This window comes from Paenibacillus sp. J22P165, from assembly GCF_059692015.1.
Genome location: NZ_JCAUAP010000004.1, coordinates 558,896 through 578,290, shown reverse-complemented (window position 1 = coordinate 578,290; position 19,395 = coordinate 558,896). Strand labels below are relative to the sequence as shown.

At 45.9% G+C, this 19,395-nt stretch carries 13 protein-coding genes; 1 reads left to right on the top strand and 12 read right to left on the bottom strand.

The annotated features are described in order from the left end of the window. The 12 genes from AC58QM_RS12590 to AC58QM_RS12535 form a co-directional block, all read right to left on the bottom strand. The gene (locus AC58QM_RS12590) at positions 1 to 1,797 is read right to left on the bottom strand and encodes a cellulase family glycosylhydrolase (RefSeq protein ID WP_497284365.1); all 1,797 of its coding nucleotides are present in this window, start codon (positions 1,795 to 1,797) and stop codon (positions 1 to 3) included. 13 nt (positions 1,798 to 1,810) lie between these two features. Then, on the bottom strand, positions 1,811 to 3,166 hold the full coding sequence (locus tag AC58QM_RS12585; protein WP_497284363.1) for a sulfatase family protein: 1,356 nt from the start codon (positions 3,164 to 3,166) through the stop codon (positions 1,811 to 1,813). Between the two features lie 5 nt (positions 3,167 to 3,171). Continuing rightward, positions 3,172 to 5,025, bottom strand: a complete 1,854-nt coding sequence (locus tag AC58QM_RS12580) for a CehA/McbA family metallohydrolase domain-containing protein (protein ID WP_497284361.1) — start codon at positions 5,023 to 5,025, stop codon at positions 3,172 to 3,174. A gap of 280 nt (positions 5,026 to 5,305) precedes the next feature. Further along, positions 5,306 to 6,805 (bottom strand): sulfatase family protein, encoded by a 1,500-nt coding sequence (locus AC58QM_RS12575; RefSeq protein WP_497284359.1) that lies wholly within the window; start codon positions 6,803 to 6,805, stop codon positions 5,306 to 5,308. 42 nt (positions 6,806 to 6,847) lie between these two features. Beyond that, positions 6,848 to 8,137: an arylsulfatase gene (locus AC58QM_RS12570; RefSeq protein ID WP_497284357.1), complete on the bottom strand. Its 1,290-nt coding sequence runs from the start codon at positions 8,135 to 8,137 to the stop codon at positions 6,848 to 6,850. A gap of 58 nt (positions 8,138 to 8,195) precedes the next feature. Beyond that, on the bottom strand, positions 8,196 to 9,914 hold the full coding sequence (locus tag AC58QM_RS12565) for a type 2 periplasmic-binding domain-containing protein (RefSeq protein WP_497284355.1): 1,719 nt from the start codon (positions 9,912 to 9,914) through the stop codon (positions 8,196 to 8,198). 31 nt (positions 9,915 to 9,945) lie between these two features. Then, a complete protein-coding gene (locus tag AC58QM_RS12560; protein ID WP_497284353.1) occupies positions 9,946 to 10,842 on the bottom strand; it encodes a carbohydrate ABC transporter permease in 897 nt (298 codons plus the stop codon). 18 nt (positions 10,843 to 10,860) lie between these two features. Then, positions 10,861 to 11,829: an ABC transporter permease gene (locus AC58QM_RS12555; protein ID WP_497284351.1), complete on the bottom strand. Its 969-nt coding sequence runs from the start codon at positions 11,827 to 11,829 to the stop codon at positions 10,861 to 10,863. Positions 11,830 to 12,145: 316 nt separating this feature from the next. After that, complete coding sequence (locus tag AC58QM_RS12550; RefSeq protein ID WP_497284349.1) at positions 12,146 to 14,455, bottom strand: helix-turn-helix domain-containing protein; 2,310 nt, start codon at positions 14,453 to 14,455, stop codon at positions 12,146 to 12,148. A gap of 155 nt (positions 14,456 to 14,610) precedes the next feature. After that, a complete protein-coding gene (locus tag AC58QM_RS12545; protein ID WP_497284347.1) occupies positions 14,611 to 15,321 on the bottom strand; it encodes a YebC/PmpR family DNA-binding transcriptional regulator in 711 nt (236 codons plus the stop codon). 155 nt (positions 15,322 to 15,476) lie between these two features. Beyond that, positions 15,477 to 17,393 carry a glucosidase family protein gene (locus tag AC58QM_RS12540; protein ID WP_497284345.1) on the bottom strand — a complete coding sequence of 639 codons (1,917 nt, stop codon included), beginning with the start codon at positions 17,391 to 17,393 and terminating at the stop codon, positions 15,477 to 15,479. A 127-nt stretch (positions 17,394 to 17,520) separates the two neighbouring features. Beyond that, positions 17,521 to 18,375, bottom strand: a complete 855-nt coding sequence (locus AC58QM_RS12535; protein WP_497284343.1) for an AraC family transcriptional regulator — start codon at positions 18,373 to 18,375, stop codon at positions 17,521 to 17,523. Positions 18,376 to 18,514: 139 nt separating this feature from the next. Here AC58QM_RS12535 and AC58QM_RS12530 point away from each other — a divergent pair, with 139 nt between their 5' ends. Next, a complete protein-coding gene (locus tag AC58QM_RS12530; RefSeq protein WP_497284341.1) occupies positions 18,515 to 19,381 on the top strand; it encodes a phytanoyl-CoA dioxygenase family protein in 867 nt (288 codons plus the stop codon). Positions 19,382 to 19,395 lie beyond the last annotated feature (14 nt).

Below are 19,395 nucleotides of genomic sequence, written 5' to 3'. Positions count from 1 at the left end.
CTAATAATTCACATAGAAGCGCATATCCGCGAGCTGCGTCACATTCGCACCTACGGTAGAGTTCAATTCGACTTTTACATACTTCGTACCACTTGGGAGTGAGCCATCATTTTCAAAATAAATCGATTTCCAGCCATTATCCGTCGGTTCGGGATCATAACTCAATGTCGTCGCTGTGGACCAATTCGTACCATCAACAGAGGTATAAAAATTCAGACCGCTTAATGCATCTTTGTAGTAAATATGCGCGTAGAAACCACCGAGATTATCAAGTTTATACACGATATTCCCAGGATTCGTGTCCGAGCGTCCTGCACGGGACACATCCCCATTGAAGTACGATGCATTTGCTGAATTGAATTGCATATTAGCCGTATGGGAATAAGCGACAGACCAAGCATTCAAATTATCTTGAACGCTCAAACCTTCTGACCAATTGGTGAATTCAAGGTCAGCAATCTGCGTGATATGACTCGCTGTATTCGAGGAGATCTCGATTTTCAGATATTGTGTACCGCTTGGAATGGGCTCATCACTGCTGAAGTTAGCCCCTTGCCAGCCATTAGAGGTGCCTACAGGTGTTGATTTTTTACTCGTCAACTTCTCCCAATCTGTCCCATTGTTGGATACATAAAATTTGATTCCTGCAAAACTATCATTGGAATAGATGTGGGCTTTGAATTTACCAATATCCAGCGCTTTGTACACGATATACCCCGCATTGGTATCTGTACGAGATACTCGTGACGTGTCCCCGTTGAAATACGAAGGATTGCCTGATGCAAACTGAAGATTAGCGGAATAAGCATACACCTTGCTCCAATCATCCAACGTATCCGTCGTAACCGTCCCAGGAATCCAATAATAGCCTTTGTACTTGGCATCATTCACATAGTCATAATACTCGGTAAAACGACCGTCACTTCGACCCGCACGGAAATTCATAGAGCTAATACCGGCTTCTTCATGCGCTTGCCCTTGATATTTATTACCTTCCAAGGAAACAGCACCATCGTTGAACTTCGGATAATTCCATTCCGTATTAATAACAGGATGTTGATTGCGCAGCTGGGTAATCTTCGTCATATTCGACGTGCCATAGGTGTGATAGGAGATGACGTCCACATTATTCGCCCAAACAATACCTGCTTTATTGGCAAAATAATTAACCTTACTCGTCATATCTTCATTTGCATGGGAAAAAGCAAGACTCAGAATCGGTGTATTCGGCGCAGCCGCTCGCATGATTTGATAAATATCAGCCAAATTGTCCATTTTAGCATTCGAATAATCACTAGGCGACCATGCCACTGGCTCATTGGTAATTTCATAAATCACGTTCGTGTCATCCTTGTACCGATCAGCAGCAACACTCCAAAAGTCAGTTAAATAGGGCTTGCTGAAGGAACCGGGGTCATCACCAGGTGTTAGGACCACATAGATACCAGCATCCTTGGCATTCTGAACAATCGTATCTAGATGCGTCATATTCTCTGCAATCGTCCACGTTTCAAGACCCGCTTCCAAGTAAGCCATCTCATCCCAGTTGGTCACGCGAATGGCATTCAAGCCGGCAGCACTTGCGCGACGCCAATATTTGGGGTCCTCGACCTCACCAGTAGGTTTCGTATAGCTCTTGCCGTAATAAGCGACACCGATACGCAACAAATTACCTGTGCTCGTTTTTAACGTATTGTTTTGAATAATGGGCCTGCCTGGCGTAGTTGCAGATACCTCCAAAGATAAAATCAACGTAACAATAAAAGTGATAACCATCATAATTGCGATTTTTTTCACTTCAATTCCCTCCCTATGTACGGTTGTCTAGATAAAAAGACTGCGCTTCTTGAAAGCGGTGTGCTTTCTCATTCTCAACTGCTGGTGAGCAAATGCGAAATAACTCCCCTTCTAACTCTTGCGCTTTTTCTGGAAAATGTGTATACAGATTGAGCAATTCCTGAGGATCAGCAGCCAGATTAAACATAAGATGCGGCGCCTCCATGCAATAAATGAGCTTCCAATCACCTTTGCGGATCAGATAGGAGCCAGAACGTGTACCATGACCGTGATATTCGGAGAAAATCACCCGATTAGTGTCATCTTTAGCCATTAGTTGAAGAGGAGTACCGATCCAGTTCGAGGGGCGCTTGGCACCCACAGACGCGAAAATCGTTGCCTGCACATCATGAAGATCTACAGGTGTATGCACAATAGTGTTCATAGGAAAATCAGGACCTGCTGCCAAACACGGCACCCTTACCGAATCCTCAAACAACGTACATTTCCCCCAGATTCCAAACTTGCCCATCATCTCGCCATGATCCGAAGTATAGATGAGGTTTGTGGACTCCTCTAGGTTCAATGCATGAAGAGCATCCAAGATTAATCCTAGCTGCTGATCAACGAAGCTAATATTAGCGAGATATCCTCTACGCAAACCTTTTATTTGATCTTCGCGATAATGAGCAAACTCAAAATGATCGCGTAAATCCCGTGAATATGGGTGCTGCGCGGATTCGGACTGATGCTTACGATCAAACGTAGGTAGACCAGCACCATCTGGATACAGCTCCCAGAACTCGCTGGTGTTCCAGTGCGGTGGATGTGGATTAATGATGTTGATGGTCAAGCACCACGGTTGATCTAGATTCGTGGCTTTCTCCTGTAACCACGTGATCCCCGCATGTATGACTTGCGAATCTTGGTCGAACGCCGTGTCTTTAACACCATAGGCATCAGCCTTCTCTGCTGCTCCATGTCGGATGGCGAGAGGCTTGCGCTGGAAATGAGTATCTCCGATCGGTTTTCTGTCCTTGCACAAGAGCATTTCAGAAAAGCCTAGATTTTCGCCTTTGTCGTAAACATCGGTTTTGCCAATGTAAGTTGTATGAATGCCTTGCTCTCGGAGCACCGCCCCGTATGTGGCTGCCTGAGACGGCACATTCACCGTACAATTGGAGTATGCTTGCAGCTGATGTACACGTTGTCCTGACATAAACGCTGAGCGGCTCGGCATACATAAGGGCGAAGGACAGTACGCGTTTGTATATAAGACACCTTTTCGCGCAAGGCGTTCCATATTCGGTGTTTGAACTAGGGGATGACCATACACCGATGAATAGAACGGATTATGCTGATCGGACATAACAATGATCATATTGCTCATTGCACTCACCCACTCGTCAGACTTGATTCCGTCTTAACTTCCACAAAGATTGGACTCCCATACATAAATCCACAGTCACGCTGCAGTGCACGGAGATAGAAATGGGTTGATCTGCTGACTGGCTCCAGCGAGACCTGAATATCAACGCGTGCTGTAGTCGAAGAGGATGACCACACGACTTCCCCCTCTGATACAATTTCAATGGATTGTAAAGGAGCCTCCGCTTCGATTTGGAGATGAACGTTCAGTTCAGAGCCTGCCGCAAGTTGAAGTTCGCCTCCCATCAGCACATCATTGATCGTGTACCAGACAATGGCCCTGGTATCACAGACTGCCCATGTGTGACGGTTCCACAGTGCCTGAAACAAGCTGCGCCGTTCTACTCGATCCGTCCAGACGCCTGTAAGAATGACGCTTTTGCGATTCTCATAGATCACACGCCCTGGCCAACCTACATGGTTATCGGTTCCTCCGGTAAAACCTAGTTTGTGGCCATCCTGTAAGGCATCTTGCGCAGAAGCGTAATGATTCTGAACCAGCCCCCGCCAAGCGTCGGCGTAGTCATTTTTTTCTTGATTGCCACGATTTTGCACAATCTCCACCAAGCGCCGGTAGTCACGTGGTTCCATCCAGTTATATTGATGCCAAGCTGGTATGCCGTCCTTTTTGAGCGTGGCCGTACTATTCGTATGATGAGGTACAGCGATGAAATCCTGAAACGTATCCAAACGGCTTGTTGCTAATGCCAGATCCTTGGGCTGGAAATCCGCCTTGCCCCTGCATACCGCTGCATGATCGGGTTCCAAGAAATAATAATTCTCATGTCCGCGATTGGTTGAGTTCTCCCAGCCATAGAGGGTAGCGAACGCATCGGATTCATTGGAAGAATCCGTCAACTGCACGGTTCGCTCCCACTCCACGCCTGCTGGATCATGATCACTTGGTGCTGCAAAATTCATATTCAACGCATCCCGTGCACTGCTATAAGCCTCTTGCATGGAACGGCCGCCATCAGCTCCACTCGCTTCCTGCGTATGCCAATGAATATCGCCGAAGGCAGGCTGCAGGCCTTGCTTCGTCCCTGCAAGGATTGGATTACCTTTCACGACGAGGTATTCCCCATCAACAAGGCCGTTCATGATATTCTCCTGCAGGGATAAGGCATCCATTGGAATGCGTACGGTAACGACATTCGTGTGCTCTGATGCGGCTAGTGCAAGAATTTGAGCCTCTTGCATGGGTATTGTCGCTTCGCTATCGTTCCAAGCGTAAATGATGGGGACTTGTTTCGCGAACGAGGACGGATTGCCATAACGGTCCTCTGGGACGAGACACGTCCGGATTTTCCCATCCACGCCCTGCATCGGATGCGCGTAGACGGAGAATCGCTCCACGGGGCCAGCTTTCACATGTAAGCAACAGCCCTCTTCTGACTCACGTACACTCGGCTTTGGCTCCGTGTCTTTATCGATCAAAGCAGCACCAACAGGTTCACGTACCCAAACGAACAACTCCAAATCCATCCCAGCGAACATGGATGGTGTTGTTAGCAGCTTGATGCTAATAGGCTCGCCTTTGCGAATCATTCTGAGCAGCTTGGCTTTCATCAGCAGCCGCAGCTTCTTATTCTGAAACACATCAGGTCCCGATTCGGTGATATGGGGGCTAAATAATACTTCAGCTTGCTCCATATCTATTCGGTGCACGGTCCACTCATAATACTGGCGAAATAGACCAGCACGAATTTCGACTTCCGTGCCGGGAATATAGTTTTTCTCAGGAAGCCATGTCAACTCATAAGCAAACTGCCGATGCGCTGAACAATGCGCTTCCCCATCCTGTTTAATGCGAAGTGCCATTCGCCCTTCCTCCAATCGTCACGCTAACTTCCACTACTACCCCACAGCCACTCGACTAGCGAGCAACTTACCTCAGCCAGCCATTTAGATGGATTTCCTCCATCTATTTCGTCCAATTTCCCGCCCTTTCCGCGAATAGATGGATTTCCTACAGCTAATTCTCGCCATTCGCACCTATATGAGGCAAATCGGAAAAATTAGCTGTAGTTTTTCCATCTAATGCGCCAGGCGGAGGATAATTCCGGGAAATAATCCCGGGAGATAATCCTCCCCCGCACACTCACCGACGATAAAACGGCTCTATCTCCGCCCAACTCTTCTGTCCCGTATGAATTAATCGCGTCAGGGAATTCCGACTGCGATGACTCGTTTCCTTCGAAATCGTAGAGGACGATTTCACCCGATAGTTGTTGATATGATCGATTAGCTGCTCCAACAGCTGTAATCTCACGGAAGTATACGCTGGATTCCTCCAGTGATTATGCAACTCGTCGTGATCATCCTCATGATCGTAGAGTTCGCCTTCTCCTTGGCCGAAATAAACAAGCCGATAACGGTCGGTACGGATCGCATTGACCATGGACCTATAGGCCGGGAACGACCATTCACATACCGTGAACGGTTTACCTGCCATTTTCTCCGTGATGACGGGCAGTAAACTTCTACCTTCCACCCCTTTGGGCAACTCAACCTCACATAGCTCACAAAGAGTTGGAAACATATCCACACTCTCCATGATGCCATCCAGTATGACGCCTGCCTCAACACCAGGATATTTCATTAGAAATGGAATCCGATGAATGGATTCATAGATACCAATATTTTTGTTCATCATGCCATGATCACCGGCAAAGTCACCATGGTCTGAGGTGAAAATGACAACGGTATTCTCAGCTTGACCTGTTTCTTCCAAATAGCGTAGCACTCTGCCAATTTGCTCATCGATCCGCGTGATCAGACTGTAATAGAAGGCAAGCTGCCGTCGTAAATCAGCCTGATTCTCAGGAATATAGGGCATACCCCCAACCGTATCGACCAACTTCCGCATCTGCTCCGGCTTCCCCGCAAATTGATTCTCAAACAAATCCTTGATCCCTGAGGGAAGAACAATCTCTTCAGGTTCATAAAGCAGTCCCGTATCGAACGGTACGGTATAGGGTTCATGAGGTCTTTGGAAGCTCATATGGACCAAAAATGGCCGACGTTCATCCCTATTTTTTAAAAAATGCAAAGTCTCATCACCGGTCCACGTTTCCAAGGAATGCGCCTCCGGTATCAACGAATCGAAGCCCCGAATGGAGCTCCCTGGATGATTCGGTTTCAATTTCCCCAAATCATAAGCATCGGCTAAACCTTGCTCAATCAAATAGTTGTAATAATGATTTTGAAGCGGATCATTCCGATCGCAATCACATAAGTCACAGTATCGAAGATGCTCGAACCCTTCCCGATCCCACTCGCCGATCATATGCGATTTGCCGATTAGCGCCGTTTGATACCCTGTGCGACGAAATACGGCAGATAACGTATCCCCGTTGCGATCATTCATTTCATGAATATCGTTCCCCACAATGCCATGTGTATGTGGATATTGCCCTGTTATAAACGTAACTCGAGATGGCGCGCAAATCGGATTATTGCAGTACGCTTTGTCAAACCTGACGCCTTCTCTAGCAAGTTGATCGAGATTTGGTGTCCTCACCTGTCTCCCCATGATGCCAAGACAATCGGCGTGAAACTGATCTGCCATGATATACAGAACATTCGGTCGTTGAGCCACTCCGATCCTTCCTTTCTTCTGCACAATGCTGCCGAATAAGAGTTATGCTAAAGGCGGTTCACCCATCTCAGGCATGGGCCAGATGTCACTATGTCCGCGCATGTCATTCATTCGTTGCTCGATCCGAGCGGCAATGTCTGGATGCGAATCGGCGATATTATTCGCTTCCGATTCATCATCATCGATGCGGTACAGTTCCAGCTTTCCAAGGCTGCCATAACGTACACCCTTCAAATTCTCTTTCACATCCAACACCGATTGCCGCCCCTTGCGCTCTGGTCCCATGAAAATAAACTCCCAATACAAGGTATCGTGAGCCAGTTGTCCCGTCTTACCCATCAGTGTAGGCACAAGCGTCAAACCATCGATCCCTTCGGTCGCAGTCGTCTCAGCCAGTTCAGCGAACGTCGGCATGAAATCCTGAAAGGCACATACATGGTCGCTCACCCCTGATTGAATGGTTCCAGGCCATCTAACGACTAGCGGTACATGAATGCCGCCATCATACACATCCCGCTTCATCCCGCGATACGGACCCGCACTGCGAAAGAACCGAACCATATCTAAGATTTCACGTTTATATTCACTGCCTGGGCCGTTGTCACTCGTAAAAATAACTAGTGTCTGCTCGTCTATCCCCAACTCTTCCAGCAAACTCATAATCCTTCCCACATCGCGATCCATCCGTGTAATCATAGCTGCATAATTGCGATACGATTCGGGCCAATCCTTCTCGCCATAGGGTCCTTGATCCGGAGGGTTGTAGGGTGAATGTGGCAATGTATAAGCTAAATAAAGAAAAAATGGCTGCTCTCGCTTTTGCTGAATCCAGCTCACAGCTTCCTCCGTAAACGCATCATGACTATACGTGCCAGCTTGCAATGCCTCTTTCTCTTCATTGCGCCACAAATAATCTGGATAATACTCGTGCGCTGCGCGGTGGGAATCGTAGCCATAGAACAGATCAAAGCCTTTCCGATTCGGAAATCCCGTACTGCCTGCTTTACCTAGCCCCCATTTGCCAATACAAGCCGTTTCATAGCCCGCATCATGCAAGACTTCCGCTATGATTCGATCTTCTGGACGCAACGCTACATCATTGCCCTGCGGTGGATTCCCTTTGATATACCCATTCCCTTGATGCTGTCCTGTCATCAAACACGCCCGGGAAGGCCCGCAAACCGGGCCTCCCGAGTAATGTCTGGTGAATCGCAAACCTTCTTCTGCCATGCGATCCAAATGAGGTGTTTGAATCAGGGTTTGCCCGTAACAGCCTAATTCCCCAAAGCCAAGGTCATCTGCCAAAATAAAAATGATATTCGGTCGCGTCATTTGCGTAGACCTCCTGTTATGGCTCTGAATGATTTGCATGGTCTTAGTAAAATCAACCTTATTTTTTCTTTTTCGAATCATAAGCGGCTTGATAAATCTCGAGTAACTTCGGCAAATTCATCGATTTTAATTGGCTGATATAGGAATCCCAATCTTTATCGATATTCAGATCTCCCGTGATGAAACGAGCCATCATCTCTTCCACATACGTGCCAATCGTTTTGGAATAGTCAACGACTTGCTTGCTTTGAGCGACATCGAAGAACAAGGTTGGAATCATGGTGTCTGCTTTTTGTTGGTAGGGCTCATACAGATTCTTAGTTGCTTCAAAGAGCACGATCGCTTGTGCCTTCGGTGCTTTCGGATCTACTGTTTGGGTGTATCGCTGAGCATCCCCTGTTGCAAATAAACCTCTTTGATACCAGTTATTGTTGCTTTTCTCATCCGAGATAGGGCTTAATTGTGCGAACACAGCTTGCTTTCCATTCGCTCCTAGTTCCCCTGGCGTTGCTTTACGCCAATTCAGTCCTTCTGTCCCTTTTTGCAATTTCCACGTCACATCTTCGTTATACAAATAATCTGCTAATCGCAGTGCAATTTCTGGATGTTTGGCCGCACTTGTAATAATAAACTCACCTGTCATGGTTACATCGGGATTGTAAGGGGCAACTTGTAAGCCTGTCGGCCCTTTTAATGGAGGAACTGCTACATACTCAGCCCATCTGCCGCTAGGTCCGCCGTATTGCGTAAATGTTCCCATCGCCAGTGCAGAGGTTGATCCTAGAATGGCATCTTTGTTCTCGCCGATGGCTTTGAGTTGCTTCTTATTCTGCGTTAGAGCCTGTGGATCAAGCAGTTTCTCCGCATAGAGTTTGTGCAGATACTTCAAGCCGTCTTTCCAGCCCTGCTGTGTGAATGCAGCTTCGATCTTGCCTTGATTGAGGTACATATGTCGTCCATCATCAATGGAGAAGCCTGAGCCTGATGCAATGTTTTTAGCACTATTTAGAACGAATGCGTTCATCAGGAACTCATCAATACCCGTGTGATCGCCCTCAATCGAGCCGGACAGTGGTATTTCATCCGCTTTGCCATTGCCATTCGGATCTTTCTCTTTAAAAGCTTTCAGAACTTGATAATACTCCTCCGTCGTCGTCGGCACTTTGAGCTGTAGTTTATCTAGCCATGGCTTATAGAGCCATAGTTTCTGCCCTAAAGCACATTGGTAGCACTCCGAAACGACCGGTAAGGAATAAATATTGCCATCGGTTGCTGTAATATCATCTTTGACTGTCGGGAATTGCTGAAATACTCGCTTCGTTTCAACGCCATACTGCTCAATCAATTTGTTCAGCGGGATGAATATCCCTTGTTTCCCATAGTTCAATTGCTGTGTACTCGTTACGTCAAAATTCATGATGACGTCCGGGTAATCGCCGCTCGCCAGCACAACATTCAGCTTCGTCTGCGCTTCTTTTCCTTCAGGAGCCACTTGCCATTCGATGTGTACATTCGTTTGCTCTTCCAACCATTTGGTTGCAGAGCTCGTTGGGAAATCAATGTTCGGGCGTCCCGCTACAAGGACTTTCAGTGTCGATTTTTCTTTCGTAATGGGCAATGTCCCCGCTGGCGTAACGACGGATGGGACTACCTTTTCTGCTGCTTTCGTCGCCTCTGCCGTCGCCGTTGATGTTGCTGTGTCTGATGTGGAACATGCACTAAGCACCGTCGCTGTCAACATGGATATCGCCAAGCCGCTATAAATCATTCTTTTCATCTACATAACCTCCCATTTTGTCTCTACCGGACTACCCTTTCAAAGAACCGATCATCAAACCTTTAACGAAATGCTTTTGAACAAATGGATACAAGATCAACAAAGGTAATGAGGAAACAACGATAAGTGCATATTTCAGAACATCGGTCATGCCTTCCAGCCTAGCTGCTTCTGAGACTTGATCTAACATATCGGGTGTGACATGGCTGAGAATTAAAATTTCACGTAAGATTAGCTGCAATGGAAAAAGACTCGGCTTGGATAGGTAAATCAAAGCACTGAAATACGCATTCCAATGATGGATCGCATAGAACAATGCGTTCACGGCAATGATCGGCATCGAGAGCGGTATCACCATCCGCCATAGAAATCGAAAATCACTACACCCATCCATTTGCGCGGATTCCAGCATTTCTTGTGGAAGTGTAGTCTTAAAGTAGGTTCTCGTAATAATCACATTCCACACCGCGAGTGCGCCAGGAATAATCATTGCCCATCGCGTATTGACCATGCCAAGCCCCTTCACAACCATGTAAGTGGGGATTAAGCCGCCATGGAAAATCATCGTGAACACGAATAACCCCATAAAGATATGTCTGCCTACAAAATCTGTCCTCGAAAGCGGATAGCCCGCTAAAATCGTAAGTATTATGTTTACGGCCGTCCCCACAATTGTATAGAAGATAACATTTCCGAAACCCACCCAAACCTTACTGTAGCTAAAAACCTGTCTATATCCGGCAAAACTAGGTTCCACCGGCCATAACCATACTTTTCCCGCGCCCACAGCCACTGGAGAGCTAATCGAATTACTCAACACAACGAGAAGCGGGTAGAGTACCGTAAGTGTAAAAAGTGTAAGTATGACATAATTAAAGATCGTAAAGATCCGGTCCGTATCGGTTTCTTTGATCGCTTTCTGCCTCATGCTTCATCTCCTTACCTGCTACCATAAACTCTCCTGTTTTAATTTCTTTGCCAGTTGATTCACCGAAACAAGTAAAATAAATCCGACAACAGACTTGAACAACCCAATTGCCGCTGAATACGAGAAATCTGCCGCTGGCGACGCAAGCCCCACTTTATAAACGAACGTATCAATAACTTCAGAAGAACGAATGTTCAGTGAATTTTGCATCAATAGCACTTTCTCAAATCCCGTATCTAAGATATTTCCTGTGCTCAAAATGAGTAAAATAATCGCGAGCGGCATAATACCAGGTAAATCGATATGCCAAGCTCTACGCAACTTCGATGCACCATCGACAACTGCCGCTTCATGCAGCATGGGATCAATACTGGCAAGCGCCGCGATATAAATGATGCAAGAGAAACCTAGGTTCTGCCAAAGTCCTGACCAGACAACAATGGATTGGAAGTAATCCGCTTTCCCCATAAAGTTAATTGGATCAAATCCAAGTAATTGCAGGAAGCCATTCACTAACCCTGTTCGCGGATCCAGCAATTGGGAAATGATGCCTACGATAACTACGATCGAAATAAAGTGAGGAGCGTAGGAAACCATTTGTACCCACTTCTTAAACGTTTGATTGCGTACGTAATTCAAGCAAATCGCAAGGATGATCGGGAAAGGAAACCCTGCAATAAGCTGGTATGCACTAAGACTAAGCGTGTTTTTCAGTACTCGCCAGAATTCATTGGAACGAAAAAAACGTGTAAAATTCTCTAGTCCGACCCAATCACTCCCCCATATTCCTTTCGTAAATACATAGTCACGGAAGGCGATCTGCGCTTCAACCATGGGAATGTACTTGAAAATAACAATATACAAGGTAGGCAATAGCATCATCAGAAACAGCTGGCGACCTTTCCAGATCTGCTTCCAAGTTTTCTTCTTTACCACTTTCGTCCTGTGATAAATTCCTGCTTCCACCTTTGTGTTAAGCGCTTTCATGTAAGTACACCTCCTCAATGGCAAGTATAGATTTCACTGTTCATGGGAGCAATATGAAATGCGTGATCACATATGCATCAGACAATAAATCGCTATACACACTTTCAAGCTTCATATACACCGCACAAGAATCACGTGTGCAATTGACAATGATGCCAGATATTAGTGGATGAGATGAAAAAAGAGATCCAACGCAAGGAATCCCGTAGGTGTCCCTCCTTGCATTAAATCTCTGGCTGTCCAGTCGATTTCCGTATGCTCTTATGAGCAGATCATATCAATTCCGACTAAAGTTGTCAACATTATTCCGACAACTTTAGTCTGAAATAATATTAACTATTTTCTTGTACTCCGTCGTACTTATGCCATTCATTCGTTTGAATGCGCGGCAAAAGGTATTCGAAGAATTATATCCAACCATTTCAGCAACATCTTTGACCGTAAAATGATCGTCTTGCAGATAAACTTTGGCCTGCTTCATACGCAGTTCCTCCAAATATTCACTAAACGTAACCCCTGTCTGCTCTTTGATAAAATAAGAGAGATACACTTCCGAGATGTGAAATTGCTCCGCTATCGCGAGCAGCGTGAAGCTCGAAGAGCTGTAGTGGGATTGAATCATCGCCAAGATACTTTCGATTAAGTGATCATTATGGCTTTTCTTGCGACTATTCACGATATCGCACAGATGCAAACAGGCAGCCTCAATTGCACGAAAGGTGTCCTGCACATCTTCGGAATGTTCAGGAAGTGTGAACAAAGCCTGGATTGGCTTTGCTTTACGTCCATCCTCATCCATCGGGATCTGCTCGGACAGTTTGGCCACACTTCCTTTCAAATCAGACATAAGTAGCTTCATCATCGAGGAAGAGAGTTCCCGTTTATCAAAGTTTTCACTGTCTAACTCTTGGAATAATTTCCGTACTTCAGTATGGATGCCTGCTTTGACGAAATTCATCAGCTTCCCTTCCAGATCTGAAGGATAGTAATAACTCCCGCTCGTTTGGGGCAGTTCACTGAACCACACCAGACCGGGTAATCTTTTCCACATTTTATAATCTAACGCTTGCTCCGCTTCCTGATAAGAACGTGAAATCTCCTCATAACTCGTATAAATATGTCCTGCTCCAATCGACGGATGATAAGGAACATCCAGCATTTCATGATTCAGCTGGTGTACAAAATGTTCAATCACCGTCTTACAATCGTCCGCCTGGGGGGATTCGCAAGAGAATATAAGTGCCATTTTATTACCATTCAATTCATGCACATACACGTGCTCATTCATTCGTAAAATCAGTTCCTTCATAAAGAGGCTTTTCCTATCCAAATCCTGAAAAATCTCCTGCTCCAGAATGGGAGCATGGTCATGTAAGGAAAGGATGGCAACGGCGAACGTCTGACCGTTCATGTGAATATGAAGCCGTTCCATCATCATGGGGATGTCTGCCGAAACGGAGAATTCGCCCTTCAGAAGCCGTTCAAAAAAAGCAATACGCAGCATCGGTCGCTGCCGCTCCATTTCTAGCCTTAGATCCGCGTTGTTATTCTTCAATCGAAAAATCCCCGCTTGAATCATCTGAAAGGCATCTCGTGATTTACCATGCTTACTTGAATCCTCACCGAGCGGATCAATCGCATTCACAAGGAATTGAATCGGCTTTGAGCTGCGATAGGCCATGAATAGCGCAACAACAACGCCCAGAACTAAAGAAAGTATGAATATAGTGAGCATGATGTTTTTGATATAAGTCGCTTTCTCAAGTGCAATATGGGCAGGCTGTGAAACAACATACGTCCAACCATTGGATTGTGAGGTCGTATAAGTAATCATTTGGTTATGGGAAGCAGCTGAGGGGAAAATCGTTCCACTAGTGGATTGAAAGGTAATTGGCTCAGGGTGTATGGGCCCAGCGCCACCTGAAGCGTAGCTAATGATTTGACCGTTTCGATCCAAGATGTACGCAAAACCACCATCAGACATATCAAGTCCATTCAACAAGTTAACAAACTCTTGGTTATCAATGAGTACGACAATCGTTGCATATGAATTCAAAGCAAAACCTAAAGATTGAATATAGGTCACCATGCGGGCAGGCTTTCCATCTAAGGTATAGACACTGGCAGATTCGACCTTTTTGGCGTGATAGGTGCCCAAAATATGCTCATACCACTGTGTTTCATTCAAATTTTCACGTTGCAGCACATTTTGATAAAACGTCGGAAAATCATAGATAAAAGTAGGGTTAACAACCAACTTACTGCTATTGAAAAACACATAAAACTGGGAGATGAAGGTATTCAACACCTTATAATTAATTAAACTCTTCTTCATTTCTATTGTGCGATAAGTGTTAGCTCCGTCAAACGGATTCTCAATATATTGGAAAGATATGAGATTGGGATCCAGCATAATTTGTTGTGTGATAATATCTACTTCTGCCAGCCTGCGATCAATAATCTCTTTACTTTGATTAAGAAGAATCATATTCGAGTTCGCCAATTCATTCTCGATCACACGGATCGTTTTCTGATAAGTTAACAGCCCAATCAGGATAGGAATGAGTAAAATAAACAAATAGGGCACAAGAAATTTCATAATAATTCGGTTCCCTTTTACCCTCATTTGCATCCCCTACCTTATCTATGAATTCGCTTACATCTTATTATATATCACTTGTGACCAGCTGAAAATGAGAAAACCCCTTACTTATGTAAAGAGAAAAGGATGCAACTAAGATCATCCGATCTTCGCTGCATCCTTTATTCATTCCGTTACGCCTATTCCACGTTATGATACACTTGTTGAACATCTTCCAAATCTTCTAGAGCATCAATCATTTTATCGAATTGCGTTTGTGCATCATCAGATAGTGTGACGTTGTTTTGAGCAATCATCGTTAGCTCCGCAACTGCGAAATCCGTGATCCCAGCCTTTTTGAGCGCCTCTTGAACGGCGTGGAATTCCTCGGGCTCCGCATACACCATGACCATGTCTTCTTCTTCAAGAAGATCACGAACATTTACGTCCGCATCCATCAGAATCTCCATAACCTCGTCGATACTCTTATCTTCAATACCGATCGCTGCAGTTGCATCGAACATGTACGCAACGGAACCTGTTACACCCATGTTACCGCCATTTTTACTAAAAGCGGCACGCACGCTTGACGCGGTACGGTTTACATTGTTCGTTAACGTGTCCACAATTACCATGGAACCATTCGGTCCAAAGCCTTCATAACGAAGCTCTTCATAGATTTCGTCAGAGCTGCCTTTGGCTTTATTAATAGCGCGATCAATAATCGCTTTCGGTACATTATACGTTTTGGCACGTTCAAGAACGACTTTCAACGCGCGATTCGATTCTGGGTCTGGCTCACCTTTACGTGCTGCTACATAAATCTCAAGTCCGAATTTCGCATAAACTCGACTCGTACTTGCATCATTAGAAGCTTTCTTCTCTTTTATGTTATTCCACTTACGTCCCACTATGGATCCCACTTTCTATTATGATTTCTTTACCTATCATAACCTATTTTCACACGAAATTAAAATGTTTCCACAGGTCTTGTAGATTTCATCATAATAGATAATATCAAACTTCTAGCGACGTGGGGAGTATTTTTTAAGGATATTTTGAGGATTTATTGGCATACACCAAGATGAATGGCCAGCGAGCCTTCTAAATTCCAGAGATAGGTTTCCTGCGTATCTACCGTCAAACAAGCCACAAACACCCCCTCGTCACAACGGGTAACGACAAGATCGAAACAAATGTCAAACGCCCGAATCGAACGAAGCGCCATGGCGTTCCAGGCTTCTGGTAGCCGAGGAGCACAGGTAAATGAGCGAAGTCCCGTGGGTACGATGCCAAATAATCCTTCTATAATGACTCGCGCGTAAAGAGCACTCTCCGCAGATAGATGGCGTTGATTTCCCTCTGGATAAGCTTCAACTGCATAAGGAACATGTTCGCCAAGCAGCCTGTTACGGGAATATTCGAGTAATCGCGTGATGCCTAGCTCGGTTTCACCGGAAAAGAGAATGCCTCGCAGCGCATACAAGGTTGAACGATCCCAATACGTCGTTTCGCCTGCCTGGGTGACCAATCCGCCATTTACCCACAACCGAGATGACAATAATGCCGCAATGGTTTGCTCCTTGCGTTCCAAGATATTCATCGTCAGCGGCACGCAGATCCAAGATCGCAAAACGTCGTTCCCTTCATAGTACCGATATGTCTCATACCCCTCAATGGTCGCGCCAAAATGGGATTCAATTGCTTGCCGAAGTGCAGCCGCTTCCTCCTCATACCGAGAAGCAGTATCCTCTTTGGCTAATTCGCGAGCAAGCTGTGCCGAGGAAATCAAGGCGCCATAAGCGAGAGATGATGTGAAAAGATTGGCATCACCGCTTGGAAACCGATTCTCGAGTTCATCTGAATCCGATGCAATTACACCATTCTTAGTGAGCTTTTGCCTGCAAAAGGCCAAACACCAGTCGATCGCTGGCCAAAGCTCCTCGGCTATCCCTAGTACGCCACTTGCCAGCGCGAACCGCGCCGCACCATAGGCATACATGGCCGCATCCCCCCGATCACCTGCTCCTTCCCAGATGTCGATGCCTTCCGCGATGATCGAAGACGGAATCGGTTGGAAGCCAGGACCCATGAACGGCCTATATAATCGATAGGCGTTCAACGAAGCTTCCATCGCATCTGCCTCTCCGAGGAAAGGGAAAAATGGCCCGGCATATTCCGCCTGATCGTTGGTCCATACTGCCGCGTAATAAGAGCCGCCACCTGGACAGTGCATTAAACCGCCATTGGTGCGAAAAACACTTTCCGCAGCGCGAATTTTGGCCAAATCAAACATGCGATTGAGGTGAGGCTCAGGTGTTTCAAGCTTCAGAGATACATCAAGTTCCTGCAAAAAGTCCCGCCGTTCACCTTCTTCAAATGCTACATCCACGATTTGCTTTGGAGACTGTAACGTAGATGCACAAATCCAACTCTTGTAGACCAATGATTCCCCTGCTTCCAGCACCACATCTCCGGGTGCATCGTGTCCCGCTTCCACAGCATAAATCCCCTTGGTCCCTCTACGATACGTTGTTGATGCAACCCCTGCAATCTCAAGTCGCAACGCGCTTTCGGTTATATTCTGAACCTCTACACGTTCTAACGCATGAGGTAAATTTCGCGCAGGAAAGATTGTTCTGCGTACGAGTACCCCTTGATCCGAGACTGATGCTAACTGCAGCATGCCATCGAAAGTAACTCGGTACAATTTCTCTTGGACGGCCTGCCCCTCTACGCGCATAGCAGGCAACTGCTCCTGCCCGAATTCCTCCATTAAGCTGGCATGCGTATTATTCGGAATTGTTCGCAGACCAGGCCATACCACTTTGCGAGTGAGTAGAACACCGCCACTGGCATCTACTCCGTACGTCACGATGAGGGAAACCTCTTTACCACTCATTTCAACATGATCCTGATGTGCAAGATCTCCGAGTTGAATATCCCAAACGATGCCGGCTTTTTCACCTAAATGCCAACGCATCTTACCACCCCTTTTCCGTTCTATATAACCTTACTTGGCTACAATAATTTCTATGACAACTTGACCCTCACATGTCGGTCAGATATATCAAACTCGCAAACAAATCCAGGAATGAATCTGCTTTAATTCAACTCTTTCTTCTACGAAACTCCGTCGGCGATACGCCATGAAATTGTGTGAATTGTTTGGTAAAATGGTGCACTGACGAATACCCAAAATCCTCGGCTATGGCCGTAATTGAACGGTTGCTCTCCCACAGAGCGGCTTCCACTTGCCTCATAATGGCTTTGGTCCAATATGCTTTTGGCGAAAGGCCAGTAGCTTGCTTGAAAATCGCATGAAATTGGGTTTTACGAAGCCCACATTCCTTCATCCATTCGTCATAACCTCGGCTCGCAGTCGCCTCCCGATCCATTCGTTCGATGATAGGCACGATGCGGTAATCGATAAATGAGGTTGTAGACGCAATTTGAACGAGCTCTAGCAGTAAGGCTTTAACTAGATTGCTTACGATGAATTCCGAGTAGCGGTCATTTTTCCGAACTTGAGTAACAGCATGCATAAAAAGTTGACCAAGTGATGCCTCGTGCTGGATTGGCGTAACGATCGGCAGCAAAGCCAGCTCTGAACAAGGAACTATCGTTGTAAGAAATTCGCGATTGAAGTCGTTCTCGTGCCACACGAGATGCTGACCGCCTGCCATTTTATAATCCCAAAGATCACAATAGAGGTTGTAAGTAGTTAACGGTTGCTCTGGATTCGCATAAAAAGAGTGCTTCACCTCTGGCGGAAAATAAATCAGGTCGCCTTTTTTCACAGGATACGTTTTCCCATCTACGGAAACCGTTCCTTTCCCTCCTATAACATAATGAAAGGCATAGCAGTATCCAATCCTGCCGACCTCGGCCTGATTACGTTCAACTGGAAATTTGTAATAGTGGCCCACTCTTACATATGGATTAATGGCAGATAAGGTTGACATATTAAACCTCACTATCCTTATGAATTTAGAAAATAATGATCGGAAGAATTGATCAATAGATGAACATACGAGCAAATACAACAGCCGCAGCCAATGTTATTATTTTCTATATTACAACACTTGTTGGAGGGTGAGTAGCGTGATCAAATCAAATACAAGCGGAAGTTTAACTACCGAACAAACTCAATTTTACGAGGAACAAGGATATCTCATCATCCCCCATTTATTGTCAGAAGAAGATTTAGCCTCTGCTCGAGAAGCGATGACACAGAAGGTTTCGATGATTGCTGATGAGCTGTTCGCAGATGGTCTTATACCTGATAAACTTGAGCATCGACCCTTTCAGTATCGCTTAGCTGAGTTATTTCAAGATCTATCCCCCGAGAATTTCCTGAAATACGGTCGCAGTTGGCGAGATCGCATCCCAGGCTATTTCACACTGATGAGCAATCCCAAAATTTTGGACGCTGTCGAATCGTTAATCGGTGCAGAGCTTTTCGCGAATCCAGTGTACAATGTGCGTCCGAAGGTCCCAAAAGTTGCTGCTGGCGCCGTCCCTTGGCATCAAGATAAATCATACTGGCCTGATGCGAATGCCAATCCCGTAATAACCGTATGGATTCCTTTGGTCGATGCAAATGAGGTGAATGGGTGCCTTCATATTAAGCCACAGACCCATCGCAAACGTGTGCTCAAGTGGCATCGGGAAACCTACACAGGAACAGGTTATACCGCGTTAAAAGATAGTCAGCTCGGCAAAACAGAAACCGTCGCCCTCCCGGTACCTGCTGGAAGTGCCATTCTTTTCAATGATCGCTGCCTCCATATGTCCACTCCGAACATGTCCAATGAGGTTCGCTGGAGTGTGGACCTGCGTTATCAGCCGACCGATCAAGATCCCATGCTGAAACACGGCATCGGTTTTCTGGCTAGAAGCCACAAATTTCCTGCGCGTGTGGCTACACTAGAGGATTGGCTTGCAGGTAAGCCAGAGCACTCGGAATAGTGATATTGCACGTA